Source organism: Mycobacterium sp. 1165178.9, from assembly GCF_001673555.1.
Lineage (GTDB): Bacteria > Actinomycetota > Actinomycetes > Mycobacteriales > Mycobacteriaceae > Mycobacterium.
In genome coordinates this window covers 1-20,237 of the sequence record NZ_LZMB01000147.1, presented here as the reverse complement: position 1 = coordinate 20,237, position 20,237 = coordinate 1, and the positions used below count along the sequence as shown (strand labels likewise).

Here is a 20,237-nt window from a genome sequence, read left to right as displayed (position 1 = left end):
TACCGCCGGCGCCGTGGGTGAGGACTACCACGCCTTGGGCGGCACCATCCGGTTGGTGCGCGACGCCCGCGATCTCTTCAAGGTTCATGACAGCCGAAACAAGGGGGAGACGGGGCCGTGGCCATGTCCCAGGGGATAGGCGGCGCGCAAAGACTCAGTGACCCAACGCTTCCCGAACTCGACGGCGCCCGGCACGGTGAAGTCGTGCGCTAGGGCGCACGCGATGGCACTGGCGAGCGTGTCGCCACCGCCGTGGTCGTTACCGGTGGCGACCCGCTGGGCGTCGAACTCGTGGAAATCGGCGCCGTCATAGAGCAGGTCGCAGCTGCGATCCGACGACCGCAGGTGACCGCCCTTGACCAGGACCCACCGCGGGCCCAGCGCATGCAACGCCTTGGCCGCGGCCCGCTGCGACGCCGTGTCCGCCACGTCGACGTCGACCAGCAGTCGCACCTCGTCGAGATTCGGTGTCACCAGCGTCGCCAATGGAAACAGTTGATTGCGAAGCGAATCCAGGGCGGCAGGCGCCATCAGCGCATCGCCGTGCATGGAGGCCGCCACCGGGTCCACGACGAGTGGAACCGACAACCCGAGCCGGGTCCAGGTGGTGGCCACGGTGTCGATGATTCGCGGCGAAGCCAGCATCCCGGTCTTGGCGGCCTGGATGCCGATGTCGCCGACCACGGCTTCGATCTGCCCGGCGACCACGTCGTCGGGCACCTCGTGAAAACTCTGCACACCCAACGTGTTCTGCACGGTGACCGCGGTGACCGCGACGCACGCGTGCACACCCAGCAGCGCCATCGTGCGCATGTCTGCTTCGATGCCCGCGCCACCCCCGGAGTCCGATCCGGCGATGGACAACACCCGCCGCGGCGTCGTGCCCGGTGCAGGCAGCGGCAGGAACGTCACTGGGCCGAATGGCGGCGACCCGGCCCCCGCAAGCGGGTGGGGGCACCTCCCGCTTGCGGGGGAGTGCCCCCAGCGCCCGGCTGCGCCGCGCTTGCGATCATTGCTGGGCCAGCGGTAGATACACCCGGTTGCCGTGCTCGGCGAACTCACGCGACTTCTCCGCCATGCCCTCGGACATGGCCGCCTCGATCGCTTCCTCGCTGTCCAGGCCGTGCTTGGCGGCGTAGTCGCGGACATCCTGGGTGATACGCATCGAGCAGAACTTCGGCCCGCACATCGAGCAGAAGTGCGCGGTCTTGGCGGGTTCGGCCGGCAGCGTCTCGTCGTGATACTCCCGCGCGGTGTCCGGGTCGAGCGACAGCGCGAACTGATCGTTCCACCGGAACTCGAACCGTGCCGTCGACAGCGCGTTGTCGCGTTCCTGCGCGTGCGGGTGCCCCTTGGCCAGATCGCCTGCGTGCGCGGCGATCTTGTAGGCGATGACCCCGTCCTTGACGTCCTTGCGGTCCGGCAGCCCCAGGTGCTCCTTGGGGGTCACGTAACAGAGCATCGCGGTGCCGGCCTGGGCGATGATGGCCGCGCCGATCGCCGACGTGATGTGGTCGTAGGCCGGCGCGATGTCGGTGGCCAGCGGGCCCAGCGTGTAGAACGGGGCCTCCTCACACCACTCCTCTTCCAGCCGCACGTTCTCGACGATCTTGTGCATCGGGACGTGTCCCGGTCCCTCGATCATCACCTGCACGCCATGGGATTTCGCGATCTTGGTCAGCTCGCCCAGGGTGCGCAACTCGGCGAACTGTGCCGCGTCGTTGGCGTCCGCGATCGAGCCGGGCCGCAGGCCGTCGCCGAGAGAGAAGGTGACGTCGTAGCGGGCGAAGATCTCGCAAAGCTCGTCGAAGTTGGTGTACAGGAACGACTCCCGGTGGTGCGCCAGGCACCAGGCCGCCATGATCGAGCCGCCGCGGGAGACGATGCCGGTGACCCGCTTGGCGGTCAGCGGCACGTAACGCAGCAGGACGCCGGCGTGCACGGTCATGTAGTCGACGCCCTGCTCGCACTGCTCGATCACGGTGTCGCGGTAGAGCTCCCAAGTGAGCTCGGTCGGGTCACCCTTGGTCTTTTCCAGGGCCTGGTAGATCGGCACCGTGCCGACCGGCACCGGCGAATTCCGCAGGATCCACTCGCGGGTTTCATGGATGTTCTTGCCGGTGGACAGGTCCATGATGGTGTCGGCGCCCCACCGGGTGGCCCACACCATCTTGTCGACCTCCTCGGCGATCGAGGACGTCACCGCCGAGTTGCCGATGTTTGCGTTCACCTTGGTCGCAAATGCCTTGCCGATGATCATCGGCTCGATCTCGGGGTGGTTGTGGTTGGCCGGGATCACCGCACGGCCACGCGCGACCTCGTCGCGGACCAGCTCGGCGGGCATGCCCTCGCGGGCGGCGATGTAGGCCATCTCGGCGGTGATCTCGCCGGCGCGGGCGCGCTGCAGCTGGGTACCGCGATCGCGGACAACGCCGGGCCGCGCCGGGAGCCCGGCCGTCAGATCGATCGTCGCGTCCGGATCGGTGTACGGCCCCGAGGTGTCGTACAGGTCGAAATCGTCACCCGTGGACAGGTGCACGCGCCGCAGCGGCACCCGCAGGGTGGCTCCGTCCGGACCCGCGATCTCGCGGTAGGCCTTGCTGCTGCCCGCGATCGGGCCGGTGGTCACGGCCGGCTCGACGCTGGGCGAGGCGGTGCCCGACGCAGATCCGGAAAGGACATCGGTCATTTTTCATCTCCCTACGCCGGCATTACCCGGTCAGGTTCGTACGGTCGACGGCCCCGAGCCGTCCTCTCAGCGCACTCGGCGTGCGCTCCCGCGTCATATGGATGGGTCCGCACGCGACGTTACCCCCACCCCGCACCGAGTGACATGGTCGACGGCTATTTCTGCCGGGGCGGTGGCCGAGGGCATTTCCCTAATGGAAAAATGCAAACGTGCAACAGCGCAGGCGAACAGGGGAATCGTCATCCGATGTGGGCGGCGCACGGTTTTCCGATCCCGTCGAGCCAGCCCCCGGGTACCTGAACATCGGTGCGTTCCGCTTCTGGTTCGTGGGTCAACGCTGGGAATGGTCGGACGAGGTCGCCAGGATGCACGGCTACGAACCGGGCGAGGTCGAGCCGACGACCAAACTGCTGATGTCGCACAAACATCCCGACGATCGCGCGCATGTGCAGGAGCTGCTCGACTACGCGTTGCAGTCCGAAGAGTCGTTCTCGAGCAGGCACCGGTTCCTCGACACCTCGGGCACGGTGCACGACGCGATCGTCGTCGCCGACCGCATGCTCGACGAGTCCGGTGCGGTGCTGGGCACCGAGGGTTACTACATCGACCTCACCAATACCCTCGACGAGACCAGGCAAGAAGTGCTCGACGAGGCGCTGCCCGACCTGTTCGAGAGCCGCGCGGCCATCGAACAGGCCAAGGGCGTGCTGATGTTCGTCTATCGGGTCAGCGCCGAGCAGGCGTTCCGCGTGCTGCAGTGGCGGTCGCAGGAGACCAACGTGAAATTGCGGGCACTGGCCAAGCAGTTGCTCAGCGAAATGGCCACCCTGCCGTCACCGGCGGCGGTTCTGCAGAGTCAGTTCGACCATTTGCTGCTGACCGTGCACGAGAGGATTCCGCCCGAGTCCGCCGGGTAACCGGGGAATCGATAAACGAGCAGGTCGGGTAAAGGTAATCTCGGGTGGTCTGCGGTGCGCGACCGCGCATCCACGCCGCGTCATCGGGCTTAGCGGCTGCAGATCCGAACGTTGGCTGCGGCGAAAGGCATGAAGTTGTTGGCTGTCGAACACGAGGCCCACGACGATGCAGTGATTGTGAGCGTCAAAGGCGATGTCGACTCCAGTACCGTCGGTGAGCTTGCCGCTCACCTGAACACCGCGCTCGGGCTGGCCTTGGCGCAGCCGGTCCGACCTGTGGTCATCGATTTGCTGGCGGTTGAGTTCTTCGGAAGCGCGGCGCTCAACGCGGTCCTCGACTGCCACGAGGGCGGGAAGGCCGGTGGGACGTCGGTGCGCCTGGTCGCCGACCACGACCAGGTGCTGCGTCCGATCCAGGTCACGGAGCTGGACCGCGTCTTCGACATCTACCCCACACTTTCCGCGGCGTTGCAACGAAGACGCCAGTGATGGACTCGCGGCTGCCGGCTGACCTGGCCGCTGCTGTTTCGTTGGGCGGTGAGATGGGCCGGCGGTTCGCCGGGTTCGACTGGGACAACCATCCGCTGGGGCCGCCCCGGGACTGGCCCAGGGAGACGCGCGCAGCGGTCGCGACCACGCTGGCGTCGCGGTTTCCCCTCGTGTTGTGGCTGGGCACCGACGACCTGTTCGTGGTCTACAACGACGCCTACATCGAGATCCTCGGCGACAAGCACCCGGCCGCCCTTGGCCAGCCCGGGCGCCATGTGTGGTGGGACATCTGGGACTCAATCGGGTCGATGCTGGCCGGCGTCGTCGCCTCCGGCGAGGCGACCTGGTCACGAGACCTGATGCTGGCGATGGTGACCGCCGGGCGGCGCGTCGAAAGGTTCTTCACCTTCACCTACAGCCCGCTGATGGGCGCCGACGGTGAGCCGTTCGGTATCTTCTGCCCGTCCTACGAGACCACCGAGCGGGTGCTGAGCGAGCGCCGCCTGCATCTGCTCAATACCGTCGCCTCGGCGATAGTCGAGAGCCGCAGCATCGACGACGCGGTTGGCGTCGCGGTCAGGGTGTGCGCTTCGCAGACCGCCGACCTGTCGTTCATCGCCGTCTACGCGGCCGCCGGCGAGACGGGGGACCTCACGCTGCGCGGCGCGACGCCATCGGTACAGTCGCTGCTGCCCGGCGAGCTGGCGCAACTGATCGACTGGGATGCGGCGACGCGGTCCCGGGCCGAAGGGCAGGTCATCGAGGACGTCGCGGACGCGGTCCCCGGCATCGACGAGGTCCTGGGCGCCGACTGTCCGCGGCAGGTGCTGGTGCTGCCGCTGGGGGAGGCCTCGACCTCCGGGGCGCTGGTGGTCGGCGCCAGCCCGCGGCGCCCCCTCGACACGCAATTTCAGGGCTTCTGTCAGTTGCTGGCCGACCAGTTGACCTCGACGTTCGCCTCGATCGTTTCCTACGAGCAGCAACGGCACCGAGCCGATGCGCTGGCCGAATTGGACCGGGCGAAGACGGCATTCTTGACCAATGTCAGCCACGAGTTCCGCACCCCGCTGACCCTGCTGCTCGGACCGCTGGACGACGCGCTGTTGGACGCGGCACCGGAAAGCCTGCTCGCCGAGCGGCTTACCACCGCGGGACGCAACGCACGGCGGCTGCAGCGCCTGGTCGACTCGCTGCTCGACTTCTCCCGCATCGAGGCGGGCCGGGCCAACGCGAAGCTGGTGCGCACCGATGTCGGCGCGCTCACCGCGCAGATCGCGTCGTCCTTCACCGAGCTGTGTCACCGCGCCGGGCTCGAGCTCGAGCTGGACTGCGCGCCGGCCCTGGCCGACGTCGATCCGGGGATGTGGGAGACGATCGTTCTCAACCTGCTGTCCAACGCCGTCAAATACACGCTGCGGGGCACGATCTCGGTGCAGGTGCAAGCCGAGTCCGGGGACTGCGTGATCACCGTGCGCGACACCGGGGTCGGGATCGGCGCCGACGATCTGAAGCTGTTGTTCGAGCGCTTCTACCGCGCCGACAACATGCGCGGCCGCAGCGTCGAGGGCACCGGGATCGGTTTGTCTCTGGTCCGGGGCCTGGTCGATCTGCATCGCGGCACGGTGAAGATCGACAGCGAGTTGGACCACGGGACGACCGTGACGATCCGGGTGCCGCGATCGGTCTCGGGCGCGGTCGTCGACCCGTCGCCCGCCGGGCTGGATGCGACCAATCCCTATGTCGCCGAGGCCAGTCAGTGGGTGATGACGGCCGCCGGACCCGTGGCCGCCACGCCCGGAAGGGCCCGCCAACTGGTGCTCATCGCCGACGACAACGCCGACATGCGGGCGCACCTGGACCGGGTGCTGTCGACCCGCTGGGAGACGGCTCTGGTCGGCGACGGAGAGTCGGCGCTGGCGGCGACGCGGAACCTGCGCCCGGACGCGATCGTCACCGACGTGATGATGCCTGGCCTCGACGGCTTCGGATTCGTCGCCGCCGTACGCGCCGACCCGGAATTGGCGGCGACGCCGATCCTGATGCTGTCCGCCCGCGCCGGCGCCGAGGCCGTCAACGAGGGCTACGCCGGCGGGGCCGACGACTACCTGCCCAAGCCCTTTCGATCCCAAGAGCTGATCGACCGCCTGGCGTCGAGGTTGGCCGCCGTTGGTCGCGAGCGTGACCGGCAGCGTCGCGACGCACAGTCGGGCCTGGCCGCCGATCTGGTGCACCTCGACTCGGCGCTGCAGGGCGCCGGCTCGGTCGGCGAAATCATGGACGCTCTGCTGGGCTCCTCCTTCGGCTCGCGCGACGCCGGCGCGGTCGCCATCGGAGTCATCGATGGCGAGCAGCACCTGCGGTTCGAATACGCCGGCGATCTGCCCTCGGAGTTCCGCGACCGCTATCACGTCGTCGCACCGGACGCCCCGTTGATCGGAGCCGATGTCGCGCGCACCGGTGAGTCGATGATCGTCACCGACACGTTCGAACTGCCTCCGCGCTACGAGCACGCCGTGCGGGACAGCGCGGCGAGCATCCGCGCCTGCGTGGCCCACCCGCTTCGGGACGGCACCGGTGGCATCCTGGGTGTGCTGGCGTTGCTGTGGCCGGCTCCGCGCCAATTCGACGCCGCCGACCTCGAAGCCTTCGCCCGCACCGCCGAACTGACGTCCTCGGCCCTGGACCGGGTTCGTCTGATGGCCCGCGAACACGAGATCGCCATCGACTTCCAGGAGCACCTGCTCGACCTGGATCGCGGCTCCACCGCGGCGGTCGTCGCGGCCGTCTACGAGCCGGCGGGGGAGGCCATGCGGGTCGGGGGTGACTGGTATTCGGTCACCCCGCTGGACCACCCCAACCGGATCGCGATATCGGTCGGCGACGTGGTGGGACACGGCCTGGCGGCGGCGATCGTGATGAGCAGGTTGCGCGCCGCGGTGGCGGCTTCCGCGCTCACGGCAGGCGAACCGGACGCGGTGCTGGGTTCGCTGGATCGCTACGGCGCCAGCGTCGACGGTGCGCGCTGCGCGACGGTGGCCTATGCGCTGATCGACACCTCAAGCCACGGTGGTGGGGCCACCGTCAGGTATAGCTGCGCCGGCCACCCGTATCCGCTGCTGGTGCTGCCCGGCGGGCAGACGGTCTATCTCGAGTCGGGCCGGCGCGCCCCGGTATCCGTGACGGGAAAAGGCGCCCACGACGCGGCGGACCGACGGCCCGGCGACACCGCGACCGCCGAGCTGCCGGCGGGCGGGTTGATCCTGCTCTATACCGACGGACTCATCGAACGGTCCGGCGAGTCGCTCGACGACGGCTTTGCCCGCCTGGAGGCTGTCGCGGCGCAGTGCGCCGGCCTGCCGGTGGAACAGATCTGCGCGGAGTTGCTGGCCCGGATGGCCCCGCCGTCCGGCTACCGCGACGACGTCGTGGTGCTCGCGCTGCGGCCAAGCCACGTGGCCGCGGGCAGCTTCGCCACCGTGGTGCCGGCCGCACCCGCTCAGATTCCGGTGGCCCGCCACCAGCTGCGGGATTGGCTGCACGCGATCGCCGTCGTGCCGCATCGCGAGACGGACATCCTGTTGGCAACCGGCGAGGCGGTCACCAACGCGATCGAACACGGCAGCCGGAACGAGCCGCGCGAGACGGTTTCGGTCGAGGCTTTCCTGCGACAGGACGCCGTCGTGATCACGGTCAGTGACACCGGCCGCTGGGTCGGCGACTCGTCGGCCAGCCTGCGCAGCCGCCGCCGGGGGCGCGGGCTCACCCTGATGAGCGGTTTGGCCGACGACGTCGACACGCGGCGGACCCCGGCCGGCACCCGGGTCACCCTGCGGTTCGACCAAGCGGTCGCGGGAAGCTAAGCCGCGAGCTGACCGCTAGGCCTCCTCCATCGCCTCGCCGAGCTCCTCCAGCAGCTTGTTGCGGTGGTTGCTTGCCAGGAAGTGTCCGGTTGCGATGACCAGGGCCACCGGCCAGTCGATGAGCTCGAGGGCCGCCAGGGCCGCCAGCCCGCCGAAGTAGGCCAGCTGCTCTGGCCTGGGGATTTCCACCTGACCGACCACCGGCAGGTTAACCGCAAACGTTTCGCCCTCGCGGACCTTCTCCACCGCCTCGCGCTGGGATGTGCCGCGCCGCGACTTCTTTTCCGCCATCATTTGCCTTTCGGTAACGAAGGGTTTCCCATCTCGCTGGGTCGCGCGTCCACCGTCGGACTTATGTCGACGATGACCGACACCGGGGGCGATCCGCTAGTTTCGTCGTTTGCTTCGGTGCTGAGGGTGCCGCTAATCGAACTCTATGCGCTGCTGTGGCGCGTCGGGGTTGTCGAGATCCGGCACAGCGATCGGGCGCCTCGTCGCGGCGCGACGGCGCCCTTTTGGGTGGCTCGGGGCCGGATCTGTCCGGATCCATCCGCCCACTGCCACGATCGCGACGACCGCGTGGTGCGGCTCCCGTTGCCGGAACTGGCCTCCGCGACGTACCGCCAGGCAACCGGCTGATCGACGGCGGGCGCTAGTTGGTGCTGCGCAACTTCGTGGTGCCCGCACGGCGTCCGGCCGTTTTCTTGGCCGTGGATTTGCTGGGGGTTTTCGCAGGCGTCGATTTCCGCGGCGCCGGCTGCGCGGGAACCGCCTTGAGGTTCGCCTTGACCGCGCGGGTGTCGCCCTCCTGCCTGCGGCTCAGCTTCTGCAGCAGCAGAGCGCTGCCGCCGACCGCCAGCAGCAGCGGCCACTCCACCAATCCCGCGACGCCCAGCGCGCCGAAGGCCAGCGCCGCCGCGGGCGCCGAGTGGCTACCGCTGTTCATGCCGCGCTTCACGCCCTCCGCGGCTCCGGTGACGCCGCCGATGACCCCGTTGACCGCCGCGCCGCCCACGGCACCGGCGGTCGCGGTCGTCGCGGTCGCCGCGCGGTTCACCGCCTGACTCACGCCTCGGACTGCTCCGCCGATGACACTCATGATGGCTCCCTGTCTGTACCTCTGATTTCCAAAGCCTGCCACCATGTCATCGCGCAGACAACGAGAAGACGCATGAGAATTGCCTGAGCTTGATGTGAGGTGCGGTCCGGCCCGACCGTTATGGACTTGGCTCGTCACGCCTCACATCGATCAGCACCGGCGCGTGATCGCTGGCCGCCTTGCCTTTGCGTTCTTCGCGGACGATCTGCGCGTCGATCACGCGGCCTGCCAAAGCCGGTGAGCCCAGGATGAAATCGATGCGCATGCCTTGTCGCTTCGGGAACCGCAGCTGGGTGTAGTCCCAGTACGTGTAGACACCGGGACCCGGCGTGAAAGGGCGCACCACGTCGGTGAATTGTGCCTCGACAATGGCTTGGAACGCGCGGCGCTCCGGCAAGGAGACATGCGTGGCGCCGGTGTAGAACTCCATACTCCAGACATCGTCGTCCTGCGGGGCGATATTCCAGTCGCCGGCCAGCGCGATCGCCGCGGCGGGATCGTCGCGCAACCAGCCCGAGGCCGAATCACGCAGCGCGGCAAGCCATTCGAGCTTGTAGGTGTAGTGCGGGTCGCCCAGGGATCGGCCGTTGGGAACGTAGAGGCTCCACAACCGGACGCCACCGCATGTGGCGGCCAGGGCACGGGCTTCCGCGGTGGCGGCGACTTCTGGCTTGCTGCTCCACGTGGGCTGGCCGTCGAACCCGATCTGCACATCGTCGAGGCCGACGCGCGAGGCGATCGCCACGCCGTTCCACTGGTTGAAACCGACGTGGGCCACCTCGTAGCCGAGTTCGAAGAACGGCAAAGTGGGGAACTGGCTGTCGGAGCATTTGGTTTCCTGCATGGCCAGCACGTCGACGTCTGCGCGTGCCAGCCAGTCGGTGACGCGGGGCAGCCGGGAACGAATCGAGTTGACGTTCCAGGTGGCGATCCGCAGCGGCGAAGCCGGGCGCGGGTCGGCGCCATCAATCGTCCCGTCGGGCATGGCTAGACGCTAGCCCGGCGCACCGGAACGTAACGACGGCGGTGGTGCGGCCGGAATCCCAGCGCCGTGGCAAGCGTCGTCGTTCCGGTGTCGGGTACCCGCATGTAGCCGCGCGTCGCGCCGCGATCGGCGCCCCAGGCCAACAACGCCTCACACACATCCGCCGCCGAGCGCTCGTCGGCGTTCATCGCGGAGCGCACTGCCGAGATGCCCACCCAGCGTGCGCCATCCGGTGTGTCGGTCACGGCGGCACGCGCGACCGCGACGTCGGCGCGCATCCCGAACGCGAGCTCGCCGTCGATGACGGCGGTGAGCACCTCGACCGGAATCCTGCCGCCGGCTATCCGCAGCCACGCGTTAACGGGGTGCGGTGACAGGGTGACGTACGGGCCGGCGGCGGGGGCGGTCACGCCGGAAAGATCGCGCACCACAACCCGTTCCGTGCGTTCGACGGTTAAGCCGGGGGGCAGCGTGAGCATTCGATCGGGCACGGCCAGCCGTGGCGTCAGGCCGCGGTGTTCATACCAGTCGACGATCGCCGGGACGGCGCTCACTTGGGCGGAAAGCGTCAGCGGCACTGCGGAATTCGCGGCGATCCCGACGCCGTGACCGGCCCGCAACAGCCAGCCGTCCAGCCAAAGATGCTCCGCGCCCGGCCACGCCGCGGCGGCGGCGTGCTCCAGCGCGCGGATCTGCGAGGTGCGGAGGGGGGTGTCGGTGAGCACCCGCAGCGCGACCGCATCGGAGGGCGCGAACTCGACAACCGCGCCGCTCTTCGTCCGCACCCGTACCATCGGGTCGACCGCGAGCAGGTGGCCCACGGCATCGGTCAACGGCGGCATTGAACCGGCCGGCCGACGGTAGCGAACCGTCACCCGGGTTCCCGGGTCGGGCCACGAGACCATCAGTGGCCGAACGGATCCGGTCCCTCGCCGGGCGTCCAGGAGAGGCCGGGAACGCCCCAGTTGTGGGATTTGACGGCGCGTTTCGCGCTGCGGGCATGCCGGCCGATGAGGCGGTCCAGGTAGAGGAAGCCATCCAGGTGCCCGGTCTCGTGCTGCAGCATTCGCGCGAAGAGGTCGCTGCCTTCGATGGAAACCGGCTTGCCGTCGGCATCGAGCCCGGTGACCCGGGCCCACTTGGCGCGCCCGGTGGGGAATGACTCACCGGGCACCGACAGGCAGCCCTCGTCGTCGTTGTCCGGGTCGGGCATGGTCTCGGGTATCTCGGAGGTTTCCAGGACCGGGTTGACGACGACGCCGCGGCGGCGTTCGGTGCGACCCCGGTCGTCGGCGCAGTCGTAGACGAAGACCCGCAACCCGACACCGATCTGGTTGGCCGCCAGCCCGACCCCGTGCGCGGCGTCCATGGTGTCGTACATGTTCGCGATCAACTCGGTCAGATCCGCGGGCAGCGAACCGTCGGCAGCGACCGGTACCGGCTGTGTCGGGGTGTGCAGGACGGGATCTCCCACGATGCGGATCGGAACGACTGCCATGGTCGGCTAAGCTACCGCACGCCCGTGGGCCGCCCAGCCCGCGATCTTCGGTCTGGGCAATCTTGGTCAATCGGCCGACTCGCGGGTCTGGATGACGGCTTGAGGGTTTGGCGCGTGTTTCAATATTCGCCGAAACACGCCCTTAGCTAAGTCAAGTCATTCGAGCAGTTCGGAATTCGCCGAAAGGGTCCAGGGGAAGCGATATGGACAGCGCCATGGCGCGGGCAAATCGATCGGGGGACGACTCTGAGATCGCAGATGGGCTGACCCGCCGCGAGCACGACATCCTGGCCTTCGAGCGCCAGTGGTGGAAGTTCGCCGGCGTGAAGGAAGACGCCATCAAGGAGTTGTTCTCGATGTCGGCGACTCGTTACTACCAAGTGCTCAACGCGCTCGTCGACCGGCCCGAGGCCCTGGCCGCCGACCCGATGCTGGTGAAACGGCTGCGCCGGTTGCGCGCCAGCAGGCAGAAGGCCCGCGCGGCGCGGCGCCTCGGCTTCGAGGTGACCTGACTCGTTACAGTAGGGCTCGATGAAAGAACGAGTTCCCGACTCCACCGGGCTGCCGCTGCGGGCAATGGTGATGGTGCTGCTGTTCCTCGGCGTCATTTTCCTGCTGCTCGGCTGGCAGGCGCTGGGATCTTCCGCGAGCTCTGACGACGATTCGGCGTCGGCGATGTCCAGCGCCAGCGCCACCAGCTCGGCGACGACGTCCGCCACCAACAAGCCGGCGAGCACCCAGGCCGAGGTGCAGATCTACAACATCTCCTCGAAAGAGGGTGTCGCCGCGCACACCAAGGACCAGCTGACGTCCGCGGGCTTCAAAGTCACCAAGGTCGACAACATGGCCGTGCCGGACGTCTCGGCCACCACGGTCTACTACACGGACGCCGGCGACGAGCACGCTACGGCCGACGCGGTGGGTAAGACCCTGGGCGCACCCGTCGAACCGCGAATTCCCGCGCTCAGCGGCGAGGCGCCGGGTGTCATCGTCCTCGTCGCGGGCTAGGTAGGCGATAGGCTGCTGGCTATGCCTAAGCTGCCCCCGTTGGTTCTGGCCGGTTGTGTCGTGCTGCTGGGCGCCTGTTCGTCGCCCCAGCAGGCGTCGTCGGCTCCGGGAACCACCCCCGCGGTGTGGACCGGATCGCCGTCGCCGGCCGGGGAGAAAGCCTCGGAGCCACGAGCCGAGACGGCCCAGGGCGTGATCACGCATTTGAAGGCGCCGGACGGCACCCAGGTGGCCACCGCGAAGTTCGAATTCAACAACGGCTACGCCACCATCACCATCGAGACGACCGCCAACGGTGTGCTCACGCCCGGGTTCCATGATGTGCACATCCATAAGGTCGGCAAGTGCGAACCCAACTCGGTAGCCCCAAATGGGGGCGCGCCGGGAGACTTCCTGTCCGCCGGCGACCACTTCCAGACGCCCGGGCACACCGGCGAGCCCTCCAGTGGAGCCCTGCCTCCCTTGCAGATCCGCAAGGACGGCTCCGGGACGATGGTGACCACCACGGACGCTTTCGCGATGGAGGATCTGGTCACCGGACAGAAGACCGCGATCATCATTCACGCCGGTGCGGCCCACTCCGGGGAAGCCGGGGGCAACAACCAGACCAGTGGCACGCCGGGTCCCAACGACATGACCCCGAGTACCGGTGACCCCGGCAAGCGGGTGGCGTGCGGTGTCATCGGTGCCGGCTAGCAGGGCCAGCTCGCGCATCGATTTCGCCCGTTCACCACGGCCGACGCTCGGCGTCGAGTGGGAGTTCGCGCTCGTCGACGCGCAGACCCGCGACCTGAGCAACGAAGCCACCGCGGTGATCGCCGAGATCGGCGAAAACCCGCGCGTGCACAAGGAATTGTTGCGCAACACCGTCGAAGTGGTGACCGGCATCTGCCGCACCGCGGGCGAGGCCATGGAGGACCTGCGGCAGACGCTCGGGCCGGCGCGCCGCATCGTCCGGGATCGCGGCATGGAGCTGTTCTGCGCCGGCGCACACCCGTTCGCGCAGTGGACGTCTCAGAAACTCACCGACGCCCCGCGCTATGCCGAACTGATCAAGCGCACCCAGTGGTGGGGACGGCAGATGCTGATCTGGGGCGTGCACGTGCACGTCGGCATCTCCTCGCCGAACAAGGTGATGCCGATTATGACCTCGCTGCTCAACTACTACCCGCACCTGTTGGCGTTGTCGGCGTCCTCGCCGTGGTGGGCGGGCGTGGACACCGGCTACGCGAGCAACCGCGCGATGATGTTTCAGCAGTTGCCCACCGCCGGGCTGCCGTTCCAATTCCAGACCTGGGCGGAGTTCGAACGTTTCGTCTACGACCAGAAGAAGACCGGCATCATCGACCACGTCGACGAAGTCCGTTGGGACATCCGGCCTTCCCCGCACCTGGGCACGCTCGAAATGCGGATCTGCGATGGCGTGTCCAACCTGCGCGAGCTGGGCGCGCTGGTCGCGCTGACCCACTGCCTGGTGGTCGACCTGGACCGCAGGCTGGAAGCCGACGAGTCGTTGCCGAGCATGCCGCCCTGGCATAACCAGGAGAACAAGTGGCGCGCCGCCCGCTATGGCCTGGACGCGGTGATCATCCTGGACGCCGACAGCAAAGAGCGGTTGGTCACCGAGGATCTCGACGACGTGCTGAACCGGCTGGAGCCGGTGGCCAAGAAGTTGCATTGCGCCGACGAGCTGGCCGCGGTGGCCGACATCCCGCGGCAGGGCGCTTCCTACCAGCGGCAGCGCAGGGTGGCCGAAGAACATGATGGCGACCTGCGTGCGGTCGTCGACGCGCTGGTGGCCGAACTGGAGATCTGATGACGGAAACCCTTGAGCTGGCGATGTTTCCGCTGGAGTCGGCGCTGCTGCCCGGCCAAGACCTGCCGTTGCGGATCTTCGAGCCACGCTACGGCGCGCTGGTGCGGCACTGCACGGAAACCGGCGACCCGTTCGGCGTGGTGCTGATCTCGCGCGGGCGCGAGGTCGGTGGCGGTGATGCGCGCTGCGACGTCGGTGTCCTGTCCCGGATCATCGAATGTGTCGACCAAGGCGCCGGGCGTTACGTGCTGAATTGTCGTACCGGGGACCGCATTCGGGTGTCCGAATGGCTACCGGACGACCCATACCCGCGGGCGACGGTAGAGCTGTGGCCCGACGAACCAGGGAATGCGGTGTCGGACGCGCAGCTGCTCGACGTCGAAGACCGTGCGATCGCCCTGTTCGAACGGATTGCGCAGGCGCGCGACATCAAGCTCCCCGGCCGGGAGGTGATCCTGGGGCATGACCGGACCGGCCCGGCCGGGAAGCGCTTGTTCGCGTTGGCGTCTCGCATTCCCATCGGCACGGCCGACCGCTACTCGGTCCTGTCGGCGCCGACGGCCGCCGCCCGCCTCGTCGCGTTGCGCGAGGCCGTGGACGCGGTCGCCGAGGTGGTGGAGTTTCAGCTTTCCGAATGATTGGGCGCGGTCAGCGCTTGCCAGTGGGTTCGCCGATGCGGTAGAAACACAGTGTTTTCCTAACGAACGGTGGGCGGATGAAGGTACAGCTCCAGGTCAGCGGTTCACCGGTGCAGGCGGCGGCGAGTGCCGCCGACATCGCCGCGACCGGCGCGGACGGACTGTTCACCTTCGAGGGCCAGCACGACGTCTTCTTTCCGCTGCTGATCGCCGCCGGAACGACCGGCCTGGACCTGATGACCAACGTGGCGATTGCCCCGCCGCGCAGTCCGTTACACATGGCGCACTCCGCCTACGACCTGCAGCTGTACAGCGGTGGCCGGTTCCGCCTCGGCCTCGGGTCGCAGATCAAGGTGCACATCGAAAAGCGTTATGGCAGCAGGTGGGACAGGCCGGCGCCGCGGATGGCCGAAGCCATAGCCGCGATCAAGGCGATCTTCGCTGCGTGGGAAGGCAAGGCCCGCTTACAGTTTCGCGGCGAGTTCTACACGCACACAATCATGGCGCCCAACTTCAACCCCGGCCCCAACCCGTTCGGACCGCCGCCGGTGCTGCTGGGTGCGCTGGGTCCGGTGATGACGCGCACCGCCGCCCAGGTCGCCGACGGCCTGTTGGTCATGCCGTTCAACAGTGCCAATCACTTCGCCGAACGCACCGTGCCCGCGATCGGCGAGGGGCTGCGGCGCTCGGGGCGGACGTTCGATGAGTTTCAGATCATCGCCCAGACCATGGTGGCCGTCGGCCGCGACGAGGCCGACCTGGCGACCGCGATCAACGGGGTGGCTTCCCTCATCGCGTTCTACGGCTCGACGCCGGCCTACCTGCCCGTGCTGGAGGTCGAGGGCTGGGCCGACGTCCAGCCCGAACTCAATGCGCTGTCCAAGCAGGGCCGCTTCGCCGAGATGCGCAGGCTGATCACCGACGAGATGGTGGAGCGGATCGGGATTGTCGGAACGCCGGAGGAATGCGCGCGGCAGATCGCCGCGCGGTTCGGCGAGCACGCCGACGAGGTGTGCTGTTACTTCCCCGGCTACAGCCCCCGCCCCGCCGACGTCGCCGACATGATCGGCGCCCTGCACCGCGTGCCCGCGCTGCCATGAGCACCGAACTGACCGTCGAAATCGATTCGGGCGTAGCGGTTCTCACGCTCAATCGGCCGGACCGACTCAACGCCTACACCGCTGAGATGGGCGAGCTGCTGGGCCGCGCGTACCGGGAGTGCGACGAAAACGACGACGTCCGGGCTATCGTGCTGACCGGCGCCGGACGCGCCTTCTGCGCCGGGGCCGACTTCTCCGGCGACGCGAGCCCGTTCGACGCACCCGCGGACGACGGCACGTTCTCGGCCTCGCCGATCACCCCGGCGGCGTTCGAGTTGCGCAAACCGGTGATCGCCGCGGTCAACGGCCACGCCATCGGCATCGGGCTGACGATCGCGCTGCAGGCCGACATCCGCATCGTCGCCGAGAACGCGAAATACGGTGTGGTACAGGTTCGCCGGGGGGTGCTGCCCGACTGCATGTCACACTGGACGCTGACCCAGTTGACCACCCTGGGGGTGGCCGCCGACATCCTGCTCACGGGGCGCACGTTCGGCGGTGCCGAGGCCGCCGCGCTCGGGGTCGCCAACCGCGCGCTGCCCGCCGGGCGGGTGCTCGACCATGCGCTGACCGTCGCCCGCGACATCGCGGTCAACGTGGCGCCGATGTCGGCGGCGCTGTGCAAACGCCTGCTGTGGGACAGCGCGATCAATCGCTACACGCCGCGACAGGTCGCCGCGCTGGAGACCCAGTTGCACGAGCGGGTGATGGGTAGCGCCGACGCTGGGGAAGGCATCGCCGCATTCCTCGATCGCCGGTCGCCGCACTTCACCTCGCGGGTGTCCAGCGAGTGGACACCGCTGCCCGACCCATGAGCGCACGGTAGTCACCGATGCCCAGACCGCTGATTCCGGTGCAGGACATCTACGATCGCGCGCTGGCACTGCTGGATGCCGAAGGCGCCGACGCGCTCAATGCCCGGCGGCTGGCCGCGGACCTGAAGATCTCGACGCGCACGTTGTACCAGCAGGTCGGCACCCGCGATCAGCTCATCCGAGAGCTTGTCGCACAACACTTTTCCCGGTTGCGACTGGATTTCACCGAATGCGACACGTGGGAATCCACCGCCTGGCAGTGGTGTCAGGCGCTGTATGAGGCCTTGCGAGCGCACCCGTTCCTGACCGAGATGATGACTATCGATGACCGCCGAGCGGTGACCGACTACATCGATGACCTGATGAAAGCAACCGTACGGGAGGGCATCCCGCGGACCCTGGCGCGCGAATGCTGCCGGTCGCTGGTCACCGTCACGATCAACCACGCCATCATCGGGGTGCGGGCGCGGCGCGAGCCCGAACACTCACCCCGAGGCGAGGCCGCAAAGATCGCCAAGAACTTTCCGATGACTATCCGCTGGATCCTGGCCGGCGTGCGCGCCGACGCGGCGAACCGGCGCCCGCGGTGAGCAACTCGGCCAATGCGACACCGAGGTTGTGCAGATTGGTGTCCAGCGAATAGGCCCGGTCCAGAGTCCAGTTGAGGATACCCCCGGACAGGGCGCCAACCATGATGTCCGCCAGGGTTTGTGCGTCGTGGCGCGCACTCACCTCTCCGCGCGCCACCCCCTCCTTGACCAGCTCGACAAAGGTGTCGTGCAGATTGGATCCGCGCTGGATGCCGTAGCCACTGGTGGCCAGCATTTCCCCGATCATCTCGCGGTAGGTGTCGCCCGATCCGCCCAGCGTCGCGGCGATGTCGTCGAACACACCCACAAGCCGCGCCGGGATCGCCTCGTCGGCACGATCGAACACGACGTCGTGCAGGTTGACTAACCTTTGCTCGGCCAGGGCGCGGATCATGTCCTGCCGCGTGGCGAAATGATTGAAAAATGTCCGGTTCGCCACGTCGGCGCGTTCGCAGATCTCCTCGATGGTGGTGGCCCCGACACCGTGATTCAAGAACAGATCGAAGGCGGCCGTGAGGATCCGCTCCCGCACCTCGCGCTTGCGCCGCTCTATCCTACTCATGCTGTGCCACAGAGCTTTTCGGAGAGATTCCACAACTCGGCGGCGCGCCGCGCGTCGCGGGCGTGCGGCGCCGACGCGCTGACCGCGCAGTCTTTTAGGTAGAGGCCGCCGCGGCCGGACAGGTCGGGGCTGACGGCGGCCCACACCTGGGTTGCCGCGCCCTGTTCGGGCATGACGAAGTCGAGGAAGCCGTCGGAGGTTTCGGGGCTGTTGTCGGCGGTGAACTTACGCAGCTGCGAGAAGTCCTCGCGGGACATGTACCGCGCGAGCGAGGTTGCCACCGTACCGGGATGCACTGCATAGGAGCGGATCCCGAAGTCACACAGGCGCCGGTCCGCCTCCACCGCGTGCAGGATGTTCGCGGTCTTGGCGGCGCCGTAGGCGACGAACTTGTCGTAATCGCGGCGCTTCCAGTTGGGATCGTCGAAGTCGACGTCACCCATCACATGGCCGCCCGAGGACAGGATCACCACCCGGGCACCGCCGGCGGCGGCGAGCTGGGGGGCGAGCAACCGGGTGAGTTCGAAGTGCCCGAAATGGTTTGTCCCGATCTGCAGTTCGAAGCCGTCCCGGGTGCGGCCGAACGGGGTGAACATGACGCCCGCGTTGTTCATCAACACGTGCACCACCGGCGTGATGTCAGCGATCGCGCGTGCCGCCACGCGAACGCTGGACAGCGCGGTGAGATCGAGCTGCACCGTCGCGATCCGGGCGCCCGGTACCTCGGTCCCGATCCACTGGGCGGTCTCCGAGAGCGCATCCCGATTGCGGGCGGCCAAGATGACCTGCGCACCCGCGGCGGCCAGCGCCCGGGCCGACTCGCGGCCCAGCCCGGACGACGCGCCGGTGACGACACATGTCTTGCCGGACATAGCGATCCCGTCGACGACGTCAAGTGCGGTTGGACGATCGGTCATGCCGGCGCGGCCTGCCACAGCGGGACGACGACGCTCGGATCGCATTCCTCGTCGACGATCCATTTGCACATCCGCCGGATCGGCTCGATGGCGTCCTGCGGCATGGCGAGTGCCACGCTGCAGGCATACCCCAGGCTGGTCAGTCGCTGCGCGCCGAACAACGGCAGGGTGTCGCGCAGCCGACGCTTGAGCGATTCGGGATAGATGCCGATGGTCTGCGTATAGGCATTCACCGCGGCGGTCACCTTGTCGATGCTATCCACCGGGACGATGTTGGCGACACGACCTGACAACATCGGCGAATAGTCGACCGGTTCGTCGATTTGAGAGACGACGATGGCACCCTCGCGTTGTTCGCCGCCGACGACGCGATAGAAGTCCTCGGCCATCCGCGAGGCCTCTACATGGTCGAGCAGCTCGCGGTTGGGATAGCGCGGCGCGGTGCTGACGACGGCGGGCAGGCTGACCAGTTCGCGGTAGATCAGTTCGCCGAGCCGGTTGGCGTTGGCCAGGCCCTCGGCGTCGGTTCCGGTGAGCGCGTAGATGACCCGGGCGTTGGCACAGCCTTCCTGGTTGGCCACGCCGATGTCGATCGCCGCGCGGCGGGCCACCTCGCGCAAGGTCTCGTCGTCCGCGAATGCCTCGGCACCGATGATGGTCGAGCTGCGTTTGGGGTCCAGCGCGATCAGCTCCAGACCGGGCTGAATGTAGCGGGTCACGTGCCTGACCGACGCCAATCCGCCCCAGGCCACGATCTTTTCGATGTGCTGAGGCTGGTAGAGCGTTTCCTCGACGGCCAGGTCGCCGCCCTTCCAGTAGCCGACGGCCAGATGCCTGATGATGGGGTGATCCGGTGCGACATCGGCCAGGGTGCGGGCAATGGCGATCGCGGTGAGGGGGTCGTTGGACGGTGCCTTCATGATGACGTCGCAGCGGGTGATCACCGAACGCAGGATGGTCACCGCCGAGACCAGGCCGCCGTTGCCCGCCGGGATGTGCAGCACGCGCGAACCAAAGGCGCGCACCCGCAGTTCGCGGCCGTCGCCCAAGGTGTGCGGCACCCAACCGTTCAGGTAGTCGAGCCCCACCTGGGTGTCGGCGATTTCGGTGACGTTGGCACGCGAAAACAATGGTGGCAGAACGCGATAGCTGTTCTTGAGCATCTCCGCGGGCAGCACATTGGCGACCAGGGAGGCTTCGTAGGCTTCCTGTAGGTGGGTGTTCGTTTCGAAATTCAGCGCGTCGCCGAGGGCG

The 20,237-nt window shown here is 67.9% G+C and carries 21 protein-coding genes, 2 pseudogenes and 1 riboswitch; of the genes and pseudogenes, 12 read left to right on the top strand and 11 right to left on the bottom strand.

Annotated features, from left to right (window positions below):
• The 3 genes and pseudogenes from A5652_RS27440 to thiC form a co-directional block, all read right to left on the bottom strand.
• Positions 1-88 (bottom strand): annotated as a pseudogene (locus tag A5652_RS27440) (alpha/beta hydrolase); the annotation flags it as partial.
• Positions 85-912, bottom strand: a complete 828-nt coding sequence (thiD, locus tag A5652_RS07225) for a bifunctional hydroxymethylpyrimidine kinase/phosphomethylpyrimidine kinase (RefSeq protein ID WP_067348424.1) — start codon at positions 910-912, stop codon at positions 85-87. The pseudogene A5652_RS27440 and the gene thiD, both read right to left, overlap by 4 nt.
• A 97-nt stretch (positions 913-1,009) precedes the next feature.
• A complete protein-coding gene (gene thiC / locus A5652_RS07220; RefSeq protein WP_067348421.1) occupies positions 1,010-2,689 on the bottom strand; it encodes a phosphomethylpyrimidine synthase ThiC in 1,680 nt (559 codons plus the stop codon).
• Positions 2,681-2,791, bottom strand: a riboswitch (TPP riboswitch). Its footprint overlaps the gene before it by 9 nt.
• Positions 2,792-2,937: 146 nt before the next feature.
• Between thiC and A5652_RS07215 the strand changes: the two genes are divergently transcribed.
• From A5652_RS07215 to A5652_RS07205, 3 genes are all read left to right on the top strand, one after another.
• Positions 2,938-3,606 (top strand): PAS and ANTAR domain-containing protein, encoded by a 669-nt coding sequence (locus A5652_RS07215; protein ID WP_156745200.1) that lies wholly within the window; start codon positions 2,938-2,940, stop codon positions 3,604-3,606.
• A 129-nt stretch (positions 3,607-3,735) separates the two neighbouring features.
• Positions 3,736-4,095, top strand: coding sequence for an STAS domain-containing protein (locus A5652_RS07210; RefSeq protein WP_067348415.1), 360 nt, complete (start codon positions 3,736-3,738; stop codon positions 4,093-4,095).
• Entirely contained in the window at positions 4,095-7,955 is a 3,861-nt protein-coding gene (locus A5652_RS07205) for an ATP-binding protein (RefSeq protein ID WP_067348411.1), read from the top strand. Before A5652_RS07210 ends, A5652_RS07205 begins: the two co-directional genes overlap by 1 nt.
• A 15-nt stretch (positions 7,956-7,970) precedes the next feature.
• On the opposite strand, the gene A5652_RS07200 is transcribed toward A5652_RS07205, so the two are convergent.
• A complete protein-coding gene (locus tag A5652_RS07200) occupies positions 7,971-8,246 on the bottom strand; it encodes a hypothetical protein (protein ID WP_156745202.1) in 276 nt (91 codons plus the stop codon).
• Positions 8,247-8,318: 72 nt separating this feature from the next.
• Here A5652_RS07200 and A5652_RS07195 point away from each other — a divergent pair.
• Positions 8,319-8,525: pseudogene (locus A5652_RS07195) on the top strand (Rv1535 domain-containing protein); the annotation flags it as partial.
• An 82-nt stretch (positions 8,526-8,607) separates the two neighbouring features.
• Here the strand turns inward: A5652_RS07195 and A5652_RS07190 are convergent.
• The 4 genes from A5652_RS07190 to A5652_RS07175 all read right to left on the bottom strand — a co-directional run bounded on the left by A5652_RS07190 (position 8,608) and on the right by A5652_RS07175 (position 11,537).
• Positions 8,608-9,054, bottom strand: a complete 447-nt coding sequence (locus A5652_RS07190; protein ID WP_067348402.1) for a hypothetical protein — start codon at positions 9,052-9,054, stop codon at positions 8,608-8,610.
• 118 nt (positions 9,055-9,172) lie between these two features.
• Complete coding sequence (locus A5652_RS07185; RefSeq protein ID WP_197513812.1) at positions 9,173-9,991, bottom strand: exodeoxyribonuclease III; 819 nt, start codon at positions 9,989-9,991, stop codon at positions 9,173-9,175.
• 50 nt (positions 9,992-10,041) lie between these two features.
• Positions 10,042-10,944 carry a GCN5 family acetyltransferase gene (locus tag A5652_RS07180; RefSeq protein ID WP_067348396.1) on the bottom strand — a complete coding sequence of 301 codons (903 nt, stop codon included), beginning with the start codon at positions 10,942-10,944 and terminating at the stop codon, positions 10,042-10,044.
• On the bottom strand, positions 10,944-11,537 hold the full coding sequence (locus A5652_RS07175) for a peptide deformylase (protein WP_067348393.1): 594 nt from the start codon (positions 11,535-11,537) through the stop codon (positions 10,944-10,946). The genes A5652_RS07180 and A5652_RS07175 overlap by 1 nt, the downstream gene beginning before the upstream one ends.
• Before the next feature lie 203 nt (positions 11,538-11,740).
• Here A5652_RS07175 and A5652_RS07170 point away from each other — a divergent pair, with 203 nt between their 5' ends.
• The 8 genes from A5652_RS07170 to A5652_RS07135 all read left to right on the top strand — a co-directional run bounded on the left by A5652_RS07170 (position 11,741) and on the right by A5652_RS07135 (position 17,504).
• Positions 11,741-12,049, top strand: a complete 309-nt coding sequence (locus A5652_RS07170; RefSeq protein WP_007768412.1) for a DUF3263 domain-containing protein — start codon at positions 11,741-11,743, stop codon at positions 12,047-12,049.
• A 19-nt stretch (positions 12,050-12,068) separates the two neighbouring features.
• A complete protein-coding gene (locus A5652_RS07165) occupies positions 12,069-12,545 on the top strand; it encodes a LytR C-terminal domain-containing protein (RefSeq protein ID WP_067348391.1) in 477 nt (158 codons plus the stop codon).
• 21 nt (positions 12,546-12,566) lie between these two features.
• Positions 12,567-13,241 (top strand): superoxide dismutase family protein, encoded by a 675-nt coding sequence (locus A5652_RS07160; protein WP_067348388.1) that lies wholly within the window; start codon positions 12,567-12,569, stop codon positions 13,239-13,241.
• Positions 13,231-14,361, top strand: a complete 1,131-nt coding sequence (locus tag A5652_RS07155) for a glutamate--cysteine ligase (protein WP_067348385.1) — start codon at positions 13,231-13,233, stop codon at positions 14,359-14,361. Before A5652_RS07160 ends, A5652_RS07155 begins: the two co-directional genes overlap by 11 nt.
• Positions 14,361-14,999 carry an LON peptidase substrate-binding domain-containing protein gene (locus A5652_RS07150; RefSeq protein WP_067348382.1) on the top strand — a complete coding sequence of 213 codons (639 nt, stop codon included), beginning with the start codon at positions 14,361-14,363 and terminating at the stop codon, positions 14,997-14,999. Before A5652_RS07155 ends, A5652_RS07150 begins: the two co-directional genes overlap by 1 nt.
• Positions 15,000-15,076: 77 nt before the next feature.
• Positions 15,077-16,099, top strand: a complete 1,023-nt coding sequence (locus tag A5652_RS07145) for a TIGR03617 family F420-dependent LLM class oxidoreductase (RefSeq protein WP_067348379.1) — start codon at positions 15,077-15,079, stop codon at positions 16,097-16,099.
• The gene (locus tag A5652_RS07140; RefSeq protein WP_067348375.1) at positions 16,096-16,914 is read left to right on the top strand and encodes an enoyl-CoA hydratase/isomerase family protein; all 819 of its coding nucleotides are present in this window, start codon (positions 16,096-16,098) and stop codon (positions 16,912-16,914) included. The genes A5652_RS07145 and A5652_RS07140 overlap by 4 nt, the downstream gene beginning before the upstream one ends.
• A gap of 17 nt (positions 16,915-16,931) precedes the next feature.
• Entirely contained in the window at positions 16,932-17,504 is a 573-nt protein-coding gene (locus tag A5652_RS07135; protein ID WP_067348373.1) for a TetR family transcriptional regulator, read from the top strand.
• Here A5652_RS07135 and A5652_RS07130 read toward each other — a convergent pair.
• The 3 genes from A5652_RS07130 to A5652_RS07120 form a co-directional block, all read right to left on the bottom strand.
• Positions 17,446-18,066 carry a TetR/AcrR family transcriptional regulator gene (locus A5652_RS07130; protein WP_067348371.1) on the bottom strand — a complete coding sequence of 207 codons (621 nt, stop codon included), beginning with the start codon at positions 18,064-18,066 and terminating at the stop codon, positions 17,446-17,448. The genes A5652_RS07135 and A5652_RS07130 overlap by 59 nt on opposite strands.
• Entirely contained in the window at positions 18,063-18,983 is a 921-nt protein-coding gene (locus A5652_RS07125) for an SDR family NAD(P)-dependent oxidoreductase (RefSeq protein WP_067348428.1), read from the bottom strand. Before A5652_RS07125 ends, A5652_RS07130 begins: the two co-directional genes overlap by 4 nt.
• Positions 18,980-20,237 (bottom strand): acyl-CoA reductase (locus tag A5652_RS07120; protein ID WP_067348369.1); only part of this gene is annotated, 1,258 nt, incomplete at its 5' end. The genes A5652_RS07125 and A5652_RS07120, both read right to left, overlap by 4 nt.